This is a genomic window from Glycomyces luteolus, from assembly GCF_027622875.1.
Taxonomy (GTDB): domain Bacteria; phylum Actinomycetota; class Actinomycetes; order Mycobacteriales; family Micromonosporaceae; genus Glycomyces; species Glycomyces luteolus.
Window position 1 is genome coordinate 63,670 of record NZ_JAPZVP010000014.1, and the last position, 12,558, is coordinate 76,227.

General features: G+C 67.8%; 9 protein-coding genes. 4 read left to right on the forward strand and 5 right to left on the reverse strand.

All coding sequences use genetic code 11. The features are described 5' to 3' along the window. Positions 1 to 88: 88 nt before the first annotated feature. From O1R50_RS17405 to O1R50_RS17420, 4 genes are all read right to left on the reverse strand, one after another. Positions 89 to 1,030: a carbohydrate ABC transporter permease gene (locus tag O1R50_RS17405; protein WP_270111407.1), complete on the reverse strand. Its 942-nt coding sequence runs from the start codon at positions 1,028 to 1,030 to the stop codon at positions 89 to 91. Then, a complete protein-coding gene (locus O1R50_RS17410) occupies positions 1,027 to 2,010 on the reverse strand; it encodes an ABC transporter permease (protein ID WP_270111408.1) in 984 nt (327 codons plus the stop codon). Before O1R50_RS17410 ends, O1R50_RS17405 begins: the two co-directional genes overlap by 4 nt. Before the next feature lie 188 nt (positions 2,011 to 2,198). After that, the gene (locus O1R50_RS17415; RefSeq protein ID WP_270111409.1) at positions 2,199 to 3,890 is read right to left on the reverse strand and encodes a type 2 periplasmic-binding domain-containing protein; all 1,692 of its coding nucleotides are present in this window, start codon (positions 3,888 to 3,890) and stop codon (positions 2,199 to 2,201) included. Between the two features lie 226 nt (positions 3,891 to 4,116). Continuing rightward, the gene (locus tag O1R50_RS17420) at positions 4,117 to 6,183 is read right to left on the reverse strand and encodes a glycoside hydrolase family 36 protein (RefSeq protein WP_270111410.1); all 2,067 of its coding nucleotides are present in this window, start codon (positions 6,181 to 6,183) and stop codon (positions 4,117 to 4,119) included. A 427-nt stretch (positions 6,184 to 6,610) separates the two neighbouring features. Here O1R50_RS17420 and O1R50_RS17425 point away from each other — a divergent pair, with 427 nt between their 5' ends. From O1R50_RS17425 to O1R50_RS17440, 4 genes are all read left to right on the forward strand, one after another. Next, complete coding sequence (locus O1R50_RS17425) at positions 6,611 to 8,314, forward strand: cellulase family glycosylhydrolase (RefSeq protein WP_270111411.1); 1,704 nt, start codon at positions 6,611 to 6,613, stop codon at positions 8,312 to 8,314. A 240-nt stretch (positions 8,315 to 8,554) separates the two neighbouring features. Beyond that, positions 8,555 to 9,664, forward strand: a complete 1,110-nt coding sequence (locus tag O1R50_RS17430; protein ID WP_270111412.1) for a non-reducing end alpha-L-arabinofuranosidase family hydrolase — start codon at positions 8,555 to 8,557, stop codon at positions 9,662 to 9,664. An 11-nt stretch (positions 9,665 to 9,675) separates the two neighbouring features. After that, entirely contained in the window at positions 9,676 to 10,608 is a 933-nt protein-coding gene (locus tag O1R50_RS17435) for an alpha/beta hydrolase family protein (protein ID WP_270111413.1), read from the forward strand. A gap of 24 nt (positions 10,609 to 10,632) precedes the next feature. Continuing rightward, positions 10,633 to 11,649, forward strand: coding sequence for an endo-1,4-beta-xylanase (locus O1R50_RS17440; protein WP_270111414.1), 1,017 nt, complete (start codon positions 10,633 to 10,635; stop codon positions 11,647 to 11,649). Between the two features lie 53 nt (positions 11,650 to 11,702). Here O1R50_RS17440 and O1R50_RS17445 read toward each other — a convergent pair whose 3' ends face one another. Further along, on the reverse strand, positions 11,703 to 12,395 hold the full coding sequence (locus O1R50_RS17445; protein ID WP_270111415.1) for a hypothetical protein: 693 nt from the start codon (positions 12,393 to 12,395) through the stop codon (positions 11,703 to 11,705). Between the last annotated feature and the right edge of the window lie 163 nt (positions 12,396 to 12,558).

Consider the following 12,558-nt stretch of genomic DNA (forward strand, 5'->3'; position numbering starts at 1 on the left):
GATCGCGAGGAGTACGACAGCGAATCGACCCCCCGACCCTCACATCGTCCTCGCGACCCACCCCGGGGGCGAACCCCCGGGACGTCTTCTATCCCTTGATGGCCCCCGTGATGACGGCCTTCGTGAAGTGCTTCTGGATGAACGGGTACATGATCACGATCGGGATCACGGTGCAGACCACGACCGCCATCTTCAGCGCGGCGGTCGGCGCCGCCTCGCCTTGGGGCTGGTACTGCGCGGCCGCCGACGCGCCGTCGGGCAGGCCCTGGGTGGACATGAGCATCCGCTGGAGCACCACCTGGATCGGCTGGGTCTCCAGCCCGGGCGTGTAGAGCACGGCCGAGAAGTAGATGTTCCAGTAGCCCACGGCGTAGAACAGGGCGACGACCGCGAGGATCGCCTTCGACATCGGCAGCACGATGGTGAGGAGGATGCGGAACTCGCCGGCGCCGTCGATGCGGGCCGCGTCGAGCAGCTCCCCGGGGATCGTGTTCATGAAGAACGCCCGGAGCACGATCAGGTTGAAGGCGCTCAACGCGACCGGCAGGATCAGCGACAGGTAGTTGTTGAACAGGCCGAGCTTCTGCACCACCAGGAAGCTGGGGTACAGGCCGGGGCCGAACAGGAACGTGAACAGCACGAGCATGAGGATCGGCCGGTGCAGGAGCGAGCCGGTCCGCGAGAGCGCGTAGGCCCCGCACACGGTGAGCACCATGCTGAAGGCGGTGCCGCCCACGGTGAGGATGATCGTGAGGACGAGCGAGTCCGTGAGCGCGCCGCCGCTGAAGATCTCCCGGTAGGCGGCGAGGGTCAGGTCGGTCGGAACGAGCAGCAGGTTCCCGCCCGCCTTGGTGAGGGCGTCCTCGCTGGCGAAGCTCGTGGCGACGATCGCCCAGAGGGGGACCACGATCGCCGCCGCGTAGGCGATGAGGAAGAGCGACTTGAGGCTCTTGCCGATGAAGGAGGGCTCCTCGTCCCACATGGGCCGGTTGCTGCTGCGGCGCTTGGGCTTGATGTCGATGGCGGTCATGACTTCTGGTAGATCCCTTGCTCTCCGAGGCGGTGCGCGATCTTGTTGGCGCCCAGGATCAGCACGAGGCCGATCGCGCCCTTGAACAGGCCCGCCGCGGTGCCGAACGAGGCACCTTCGGTGCCGATGACGCTGCGGTAGTACACGTACGTGTCGAGCACTTCGGTGGCCTGGTAGCCGACGGCTTGGCGCTGCAGCTGGTACTGCTCGAAGCCGACGGAGAGGATGCCGCCGATCTGCAGGATGAGCAGCAGGATGATGACGGGGCGGATGCCCGGCAGGGTGATGTGCCACATCCGCCGCCAGCGGTTCGCGCCGTCCACCGCGGCGGCCTCGTAGAGGCTCGGGTTGATGGAGGCCAGGGCCGCCAGGAAGATGATCATGCCCCAGCCGGCGTCCTTCCAAGCCCATTGCATCCATGCGAGCAGCAGGAACGTGTCGGGGTTCGAGGTGAAGCTGAGGCGGTCGCCGCCGAGGCCCATGAGCCAGTTGGAGACGAGCCCGTCGGCGCCGAGGACCTGGACGAACACGGTGACGACCAGGACCCAGGAGAAGAAGTACGGCAGGTACACGATGGACTGGAAGGTGCTGCGGACCTTGGTGGAGACCACCGAGTGCATGACCAGCGCGAGCACGACCGACAACGGGAACAGGAACATCAGGTGCGCCGCGGCGAACTTGAGGGTGTTCAGCAGCGCCGGAACGAAGTACGGGTCGTTGAAGAGCCGCTGGAACCACGCGAAGCCGACGAACGGGTTCTCCCAGAACGGCCGGTGGGGGCTGTAGTCCATGAACGCGATGATGTTCCAGGCCGAGGGCCAGTAGAAGAACAGCGCGAGCTGGGCGATCACGGGGAGGGCCAGCACCAGGAGGGGCCAGTCGTGCCGGAGGCGCTGGGCCGCGGTCCGCTTGCGTTTGACGACGGGCGCGTTCGGGGTCCGGGCCGAAGTCGGCGGCGCCGCGCTTTGCATTGTTGCCATGGGAATTCCAGTCTCAAGTCCGAGGTCGGTGGGCGTGAGCGGCCGGGGCGGCCGCCCCGGCGGCGGGGCCGCGCCCCCCCCCAACAAATGATGGGGAGAGTGGGTCCCCGGGCCACTCCCCGCCCCCCGCCGGGGGGGGGGGGGGGGGGGGGGGCGGCCCCCCCCCCGGGGGGGCCCCCCGGCGCCCGTCACTTCTCGTTGAGGCTCTTGTAGATGTCGGTGTAGAACCCGCGGGCCTCCTCGCCGCCGTTCTCCATGAAGGTGGCGACGATGTCGGGGATGGTGGAGAGCTCGGCCCGCCCGAAGGCGATGTCGTTCTGCTGGTCCGAGAAGACCTGGCTGGCGGACTTGGCCGCGGCCGGGGCCTCGATGCGGACGCCCTCGAAGATGCTCGGAACGATGTACTGCTCGCACACGGCGTTGAACTCGAAGTGGGCCTGGACGACCTCGGGGAGGCCGGTGAGGAACCGCTGGACCTTGCCGGAGTACTGCTTGAGGTTGACCGGGGCCTGGACGACCTTCTGGCCGTGCTCGGTGTGGACCGGGTTTCCGGAGGCGTCGTACTCGAAGTGGTCGCCTTCGACGCCGTACTCGAGGAGTTCGTACTCCTTGGTGCCGAACGGCGCGGAGCACCAGTTGGCGACGTCGAGGAGTTCCTCGACCTGCTCCTTGGAGAGGTCCTTGTTCAGGAACGTCCAGCCGTCGACGGAGGTGCTGGCCTTGAGGGTCGGCTTGCGGCCCTTGGCGCCGATCGGCGGGACCGGCGCGATCGCGCCGGTGGCGGAGCCGTCCTTGACCTTGCTCGCGTACTCGTACCAGCGGACCGGGTTCTCCTGGGAGAACAGGGTGGTCCCGGCGATCTGCAGCGCCCCGTTGTCGAGGGTGCCGGTGGGAGCGTCAGGGTGGATGAGCTTCTCGTCCCACAGCGTGCGGCGGAACTCGAGCATCTCAGTGAACTCGGGCTTCTCGCAGTCGTTGATGAGCTTGCCCTGCTCCTCGTCCCAGCTCCAGCCTTCGTCGCCGACCAGGCCGAACAGCTGCGGGAGGATCCAGTCGACACCGCCGAAGGCCCACTTGCCGTTCGCGTCGTCCGACCAGGTCCGGCAGGCCTCCAGGAGCTCCTCCACGGTGGTGGGCATCGCGATGCCCGCGGCCTCCATGAGGTCGATGCGGGTGAACAGGGCGTTGCCCGGTCCGCCGCTGAAGGTGGCGGGGATGCCGTAGAGGCGGGCGGTCTCGGGGTCGGCCGGGTCCGTGGACCAGACCGACTGCGCCCACGACTGCTGGGGCAGACCGGCCAGGAGCGGCCAGCGGTCGGAGATGTCGCCCTTGAGGATGTCCGTCAGGTCGTAGAACGAGTTGACGACGGTCTCGGGGAAGTTGGTGTGCGAGCCGAGCATCCAGCTGAAGATCAGGAGGCCGTCGCCGTACTCGTTGGCGTTGAGCCACTGGACCGAGGTGTCGGCGTAGGTGTTGCCGTCGGCCTGGCGGAGGTTCACGGTGGTCCCGCCCCACGCGTCGCGCAGCGCCGCGAAGTACGGGTCGTCGTTCGACGGGGCCTCGCCCCAGAACGGCACGGTGATCTCGTAGGTGCCCGAGTTCGAGGGCACCTCGGTGACGGCCTCGACCGGCTCGGGGTACGAGGTGAACGCGGACGGGTGGTTCGGCGGGTTGCCGACCAGGTCGGGCTCGGCCGGGAGCGGCCATTCCTTGTACTCGGGCAGGAAGTCGAAGCCGTCGGTCGCCTGGCTCGAGCCTTCACCGGTCTTGAGGTCGGAGCAGGCGGCGGCGAAGGGCAGTCCGGCGGCGCCGAGGCCGCCGAGACCGGCGGCCTTGAAGAGGGAGCGGCGCCGCATCGGTGCGGAGGAGGAGTCGGGCATCGTTGGCCTTTCAGTCGTGCTGCCGCGAGGGATGACCCGGCAGCAAGGGATCTCTAAATTTGGATATGCCTTCAAACAAAAGTAAGCGAGGTGGGGCTGTTAAGGCAAGACCTCAGAGGGACTAAAGATCAGATGATTCCGTAGTCATATGGGATCGATGCTGACCTGTTACACGGCAAGCGCTAGCTTTCTCCCTCATGTGCTGTTTCGGTCATCGGATCATTCGTCACCGGACCTCGAAGACCCGAGCAGCCGGACCGGCGGGCACCTCGACCGCCGGCGAACCGCCGTCGACGCGGACAGTCCACTCCGGCAAGGCGACCGGGTAGACCTGCTCCACGGTCCGCCCGTTCAGCTCCGGCAGCGCGATCTCGGCGGCCCCGCCCCTCGACCACAGCGCTAGCAGCGACTCCTCGCCGGTGTCGAATTGCAGCGCCACCACCTCGTCCTCCCACCCGGGCAGCCCGAGCGGCCACGACGGCGTCGACGCCGCGATGCGGTGCCGCCAGTCCTTATGCAGCGCAATGGCCTCGCGCACCAGCGCGGACTGCTCGGCGCTCAACTCGTTGAGGAACCCGGAGAGGTAGAGCCGGCCCATGACCCCCGCCGTCATCGCGAACGCCGTCTCCTCCAAGGTCATTGACGCGGCCGGATACGCCCAGTTCCCCGCCTGCTCAGGCAGCACGCTCGCAGGAGCGGCCGCCGCGATCGGCGCGTACTTCCGGAAGTCCTGCTGGTCGCTCGTGGATTGCAGGTGCGCCACGGAGAGAATGCTGTAGTCCATGCGCATCGCGCCGGAACCGCAGTTCTCGAACAGCACGTTCGGGTGCCGCGCCTGCGCGTCGCTCAGCCAGTCGCGGAAAGCCCGCGTGTGCCCCAGCAGCCCCGCACCCGGCGCCGTCGCGTCCACATCGGTCCCCACCCCCGAGTTCGTGTTGTAGTCGAGCTTGAAGAACCCGAGCCCGAACTCGTCCGCGAGCCGGTCCACCGTCTCGTCGAGGTGCGCGCGCGCCGCCGGATGCCGCAGGTCGAGCTGGAAGTGCCCGGCCTCGTTCACCCGCTCGCCGTACCGCTGGAAGAACGCCTCCTCCGGCAGCCGCTTCGCGATCGGCGACTCGACCCCCACGGCCTCCGGCTCCAGCCACAGCCCCGGTCGCATCCCGTTGGCGCGGATGGCATCGATGACCGCGAGCAGTCCATCGGTGAACCGCCTCGGAGCTTCGAGCCACTCGCCCGCGTTCGTCCACCAGTTGCCCTCCATGGCGGCGAACCAGCCGGCGTCGATGCAGAAGTACTCCGCGCCCGTCTCGGCCGCCGACTCGATGAGCGGCAGCAGCCGCTCCGTCGTCGGCCAGCCCATGAGCGTGTTCATGAAGTCGTTGTAGACCACCGGAAGTCGAGCATCGACCGTACGGAGCTCGCGGATCGCGCGCCGGTAGCCGGTGAGCGCCGCGAAGGCCGCGTCTCGGCCGCCATCGGCGACGCAGAGACCGGCGGGCACCGAGGTGAACTCCTCGCCCGGCGCCAGCCGCACGGCGAACTGGTGGTGCATGTCGGTTGCGCCGTGGACACCCACCGTGACCGTCGCGCCGGTCTGCGCCACCTCCCAGTGCCAGCCCGCACTGGTCTCAATCTGCCACGCGATCGAAGGAACGCCCTCGGCCGCGAGAACGCCCGTGGGAAGGAACGAGCCGCTCGACCAACTCCCATGGCTCGTCAGGGAGAAGAGCCCGCGCGAGTACTGGCCGCCGTGCATCGCCGGATCGATATCGGGCAGCAGATCGCTCAACGGGCGCTGCCGCCAGCGCCCCTCGGCCAGCCATTCGCTCTCGCCCCAGAGGAGGTCGTGCGCGCCGTCGGCGGGCACGGCCACGAGCGCCGAGCTCACCGAAAGCAATACGAGGCTCCGGTCGGCCACGTTGCGCACGGTGTGCCGGATCTGGAGACCCGGTCCAGCGACGCGGAAGACGCTGAGCACCTCGACGCCGAACTCCGGCGCGCGCTGGCGGATCCGCAGCTCGGTCTCGTCCGATTCGTGGCCCGCGTAGCGGAGCCGCTGCCCGGCCCCCGAGTGCATGAGGGTCTGGTTGTTGCGGGCGCGGTGTTCGACGCCGGCGGTGATGACGTCGACGATCGCCCAGGGCGCGGCGGCTGACGGCACCTCAGGCCCGGTGGCGAGGCGCACGAGCCGCACGGGCCGGTCGTCGCGGTGGTCGAACTTCAGGTGGAGTCCGGGGAGGGTCCACTCGAAGGCCGGTTCCTCGTCGCGATGCAGCGGGGCGGTCGAAGCCACGTATTACTCCACTCTGGATAGAAGTGCATCAATGCGTCAACGAATCAAGCTAGTCGCATGACCGGGTGATCACAAGGGGTGAGCTTGGAAAAGGCAGATGAATCTGCCTTCCGAGGGGCTCGCGATGGGCATCTCATCCGACGATATCTGGATTAATCGGACATAAACGATAGATGTTGGCACGCGATTGCCATGAGAGGTCTGATGTATCGACGGCTCGGGTTGGCCGAACGGCAAGGTAACAGATTGGCAAATTAAGTTTCAACGTGCGCCCAAACATTTGACACCGACCACTTAGATATAGCAGTCTTTCCATATCTCGCTCTCTGGCACACCCTGTCCGGAGTCGAGCCGGCATCCGCCCACCCCGCACCTACCCGCGGCTCGACCGCGGACCGTCCCAGGTGCGCCGAAAGGGGAAACTCCTTTGATCCGCAAGGCAATGCGGCTGCTTCTGGCAGCCCCGCTCGCCCTATCCGTGCTGGCCGTCCCGGCCGCGACCCAGGCCCAGGACACCGAGCTGCAGACCGCCGAGGAGATCGTCGCGGCCATGCAGCCGGGCTGGAACCTCGGCAACACCCTCGACGCCATGTGCTGCAGCCCCGGCGCCGACGAGACCGCCTGGGGCAACCCGCGCGTCGACGACACCTTCTTCAACGACATCAAGGCCGAAGGCTTCAACTCGGTCCGCATCCCCGTCAGCTGGGGTACCCGCACCGGTCCCGCTCCCGACTACACGATCGAGCCCGCGACCATGGACCGGGTGCAGCAGATCGTCGACTACGCCCTCGAGGCGGACCTCTACGTCATGATCAACACGCACCACGACTCGTGGCAGTGGATCGAGCACGTCGCCGATCCCGAGCAGCACGACGCGGTCATGGCCCAGTACTCCGCCACCTGGACCCAGATCTCGGAGACCTTCAAGGACTACCCGCAGGAACTGATGTTCGAGCCGATCAACGAGGTGGGCTTCAGCGGCTGGGGGCCTGGGACGGAGAGGGACCACGAGCTCATCGGGGAGCTGAACAGCTCCTTCCATGAGATCGTGCGCGCCTCCGGCGGCAACAACGCCGACCGCCTCCTGGTCCTGCCGACGATCCGCACCGGATCCGACCCGGGCGACATGAACGCCCTCGCCGCCCAGATCGAGGCGCTCGACGACCCGATGCTCGCGGCCACCACGCACAACTACGGCTTCTTCCCCTTCAGCGCCAACCTCGCCGGTTATCCGTCCTACAACGAAGAGGTCCAGAACTTCCTGGAGGAGGACTTCCAGCGGCAGGTCGACACCTTCGTCTCCCAGGGCGTTCCGGTCATCATCGGCGAGTACAGCCTGCACGACAACTACGAGAACCGGGTCGAGCGCGGCGAGGCGCTGAAGTTCTTCGAGCACTTCGGCTACCTGGCCCGCACCTCGGGCATCACGACCATGTGGTGGGACAATGGAAGGCACTACGACCGCTACAAGCGTGAGTGGCGCGACCAGGAGCAGTTCGACTACATCTCCACCGCTTGGACCACCCGCTCCGGCACCGCCTCCACCGACAACGTGTACGTCGACGCCTCGGACAAGATCCAGGACCAGTCGGTCACGTTGAACCTCAACGGCCTCGAGTTCGAGAAGGTGAAGTACGGGAACACCACGCTGCGGGCCGGCAGGGACTTCACGTTCGAAGGCGCCACCCTGACGATCAAGGCGAAGATGCTCAAGAGCATCCTCGACGACCGGGAGATCGGCACCAGCGGTCAGCTCAAGGTCTACTTCTCCGACGGCATGCCCTGGAAGCTCAACTTCATCAACTCCGAGGACGTCGTCATCGAGGACGCCACCGGCACCAACACGGGGCTGACGATCCCGACCGCGTTCAACGGCGACCGGCTGTCCATGCTGGAGTCGGTCTACGCCGACGGCACCGCGGCCGGCTCCATCGGCTGGACCACGTTCCCCGGGTTCTGGGAGGACTTCCGGCCTGACTACGAGAACGGGGCCATCCTGCTGACCAAGCAGTACCTGGACGCCCTCAAGGACGGCGAGCAGGCGGACCTGACGTTCTACTTCTGGGGAGGCCAGACCCTCTCGTACACCGTGGTCCGCAGCGGCGAGACCGTCACCGGCTCGGTGGCGTAGCAACTGCAGACCCACACCCTAGGGGCGGCGCACTCGCGCCGCCCCTAGCGGCATGCCCGGGGAACCGCGTTTCCGTTGGCGCAGCAGCAGGTTCGGGTCCGACTACGCTCTGTGGGTTTATGTAATGATTTGAGTTTTTTGCCCCTGGCGCCTTGACCCGGTATCGAGCGATATCTATAGTTTGGAACCGTAAGTTTCGGGGTCGACCCCGAAAGTTTCAACGAAGGAGAGATGCGAACGATGCTCCGCATGCCAGTCCGCCGCCGCACCAGGGCCGCGCTCGCGGCCTCGGTCGCCGTGGGGGCCTTGGTGGTCGGGGCGACCTCCGTCCACGCCAGGCCGTTCCAGGCCGAGGCCGCCACGGACGAGGGGCCGCCCGCCGCCCAGCAACTGCCCGAGAGCTACCAGTGGACCTCCACCGGCGAGCTCGTCGGGCCCAAACCCGATGCGTCGCACGACATCGTGTCCGTCAAGGATCCGACTGTGGTGCGGCACAACGATGAATGGCTGGTCTACATGACCACCGCCAACACCGCAGGGGCCTGGAGCCTGGCCTACACCAGCTTCGGGGACTGGGACCAGGCCGCCGCCGCGCCGCAGTCCTTCCTGGACGCCAACCCGAACATCGGCACCCGGTACGCCGCTGCTCCCCACGTGTTCTACTTCGAGCCGGGGGACGAGTGGTACCTCGTCTACCAGACCGGCCTGCCGTCCTACTCCACCACTGACGACCCGACCGACCCGCGGAGCTGGTCGGCGCCGAAGAACTTCCAGGACACGATGCCCGACATCGTCAAGGAGAACATCGGCGACGGCGCCTGGCTCGACTACTGGGTCGTCTGCGACGACGCCATGTGCTACCTGTTCTCCGCCGACGACAACGGCCACCTGTACCGGGCCGAGACCACCATCGGCGAATTCCCGAACGGGTTCGACAACACCCAGATCGTCCTGCAGGACGACAAGTTCGACCTCTTCGAGGGCGAGGCGGTCTACAAGGTCGGCGACACGGACACCTACCTGCTGATCATGGAGGCCATCGCCTCTGACGGCAGCCGGTACTACCGCTCGTTCACCTCCCAGGGCCTCACCGGCGAATGGCAGCCGCTCGCGGACACCCAGGACGACCCGTTCGCCGGGCCCGCCAACGTGGACTTCCCCGAAGGCGAATGGACCCGGGACATCAGCCACGGCGAACTGCTGCGGTCAGGCAACGACCAGACCATGACGATCGACCCGTGCAACCTCCAGATGCTCTACCAAGGGCGCGACCCGAACTCCGACGGCATGGACTACTCGCAGCTGCCGTACCGGCTCGGCCTTGCCACCCAGAGCAACCCGAGCTGTTGAGGAGCCCAGACATGACCATTCGACGACGCACCGTCCTCGGGCTCGGCATCGCCGGCGCCGCCGCCGCGGGCGCCTCCGCGCTCGGCGTCACCCAGGCGCTCGGCGAGCCGCTCGCCGGGCCCGCGCAGTCCGCACCCGCCGATCCGTTCGCGATCGGCGTGCGCGAGTTCGCATGGAGCCGCGGCGACCGCCGCCTGACCACGCGGATCTTCTACCCCGCCACCGGGAATCCGGGCGGCGAGCCGGTGCGCGACGCGCCGCTCGCCGACGGGGTCTTCCCGGTGTGCGAGTTCAGCCACGGCCTCGGCGGCACTCCCGAGAGCTACGGCGCGCTCGTGCGCCCGCTGGCCGAGGCCGGGTTCATCGTCCCCGCGCCGGTCTTCCCCACCACCACGGACGGCGCCGAGGGCAACGTGGGGGACGTCTACAACGGCAATCAGTCGAAGGACGTCTCCGAGGTCATCACGCGGACCCTCGCGCTGAACGACACGGCGGGCGACCTGTTCAACGGGCGCATCAATGTGGACGCCGGGGTCGGCGTCGCCGGACACTCCTTGGGCGGCATGACCACCCACGGCCTGCTCACGGCGTGGCCGGACGACCGGATCACCACCGCCGTCCCGTTCGCGTGCATCGACATGGGGGACCCGGCCGTTGCGGCCAAGGTGCTGTTCGTGCACGGCGACCAGGACACGCTCACGCGCTACGACCTGGCCCGCCAGGCCTACGCCGAGCTCCCGGCCCCGAAGGCGTTCATGACGCACGTCCGCGCCGGCCACCACGAGTACATCTGGGGCGACGCGAACACGGCCGCGACCCTCGAGATCTATCTGGACTGGATGCGATGGGGGCTCTACGGCGACACCGCGGCCCGCGACCGCCTCGCGGACAACGCCGCCGTCCCGGGCGTCATCTGGGAAGCCGACCTGGCCGCCAGCGGCTGAACCTCTGAGAAGGGTGAGAGAGACATGATCAAGCTTTCATCGAAGCGGCGGATCATCGCGACCGTGGCCGCGACGGCGGCCGCCGGTCTGGCCGCGACCGGGGCGATGCTGTTCGCCGGCAACGCTTCCGCTGCCGAGACACTCGGCGCCTCGGCGGCCGAGAACGGCCGGTACTTCGGGGCGGCCATCGCGCCGAACTTCCTCGGGGAGCAGGCGTACGCCGACACGTTGAACGCGGAGTTCAACAGCATCGTCGCCGAGAACGCGATGAAGTGGGACGCGACCGAGCCCGCGCAGGGCCAGTTCAACTTCTCCGGCGGGGACGAGCTCGTCGCTTACGCCGAGGAGCACGGCATGGCCGTGCGCGGGCACACCCTCGTGTGGCACGCGCAGCAGCCGGCGTGGGCGCAGGGCCTCACCGGCCAGGCGCTGCACGACGCCATGACCGGTCACATCGAAGGGGTCGCGAGCCACTACCAGGGCAAGATCAGCTCCTGGGACGTGGTGAACGAGGCCTTCGAGTGGGACGGCTCGCGCCGACAGTCGAACCTCCAGATCCAGTTGGGGGACGGCTGGATCGAGGACGCGTTCCGCGCCGCCGAAGCGGCCGACCCGGACGCGAAGCTCTGCTACAACGACTACGGCACCGACGGCGTCAACGCCAAGAGCGACGCGATCTACGACATGGTGGTCGATTTCCAGGCGCGGGGCGTGCCGATCGACTGCGTGGGCTTCCAGACCCACCTGAGCAGCGACTCCGATCTCAGCTCCTACCAGGAGAACCTGCAGCGCTTCGCCGATCTCGGCGTCGACGTGGAGATCACGGAGCTCGATGTCGGCGGTTCGGGCTCGGCGCAGGCCGGGGTCTTCCGCACGGTCACCGAGGCGTGCCTGAACGTCGACCGCTGCACCGGCATCACCGTCTGGGGCATCACCGACAAGTACTCGTGGCGCGGTGAGGAGACCCCGCTGCTCTTCGACGGCAACTACCAGAAGAAGGAGGCGTACACGGCCGTACTCGAGGCCCTGAACGCCGCCTGATCCCGAAAGACCAAGGGGCGCAGTTCATCTCGAGCTGCGCCCCTCGTTTGCGTTCAGGCGCCCGGCTCCCAGGGCACGGCGGCGCTGAAGGAGGTGCCGAGCAGGCGGGACAGGTTCCAGTAGTCGTCTTCGACGGCCTCGTGCTCGCCGTAGAGCATGCGGGCCGACGGGAACGGCCGTCCGGCCCGCAGTTGCGCGATCTCGATGAGGTTGGCGCGCTCCGATCCCAGATCGACGACGGCCTCCATGGAGGCCAGTGCGCTGCGGAGCGCGGGCTGGAACGTGCCCTCCTCCCAGAGCCCTTCGATCTCATCGAGCTCGATCGTGATGAACCCGCCCGGCGCGGCCGCGATGGCCTGCCGCAGCAGCGCGACGTGGTCGTGAAGGGGCCCTTCGGTTTCGAAGAGTCGGTTGAGCGCCGGGAGAGCGGCGTCGAGCTGGGCGAGCGCCCGGTCCTTGGGAGCGATGGGCGCTACGGCCTCGACGACCTCGTCCTCCTCCTCGCCCGGCACCTCGACGAAGTCCCCGGTCGTCTCGTCGAACTCGGCGTAGACGGCGTCGGGGTCGGCCTCGATCACGATCGTCTGCGTCCTGAGGTCGGCCGGGCGGAACAGCGCGAGCCACAGCAGCGGGACGCAGCGCGCGTCGCAGGCGACGACGTCGGTCTCGGGGGCGAAGCCCTCCACCGTGGTCGAGGGGTAGAGGGAGTCCCGGTCGGCGGTGCAGAGGTATGAGGAGTTCGGCATGGCCGGATCCTATCCGGCGGCGCCGACGCCACGGCTTGACCGAATATCGACAACTGTCTATGGTGAGTGGTGCGAAACGTTCGTCCTCAGTGTCGAAAGTTTCGCAACGGGTGCGATCCGATCCCCGCCGTGCCCGCGCGCCGCCGCCTGCCGCCGCGGCGCA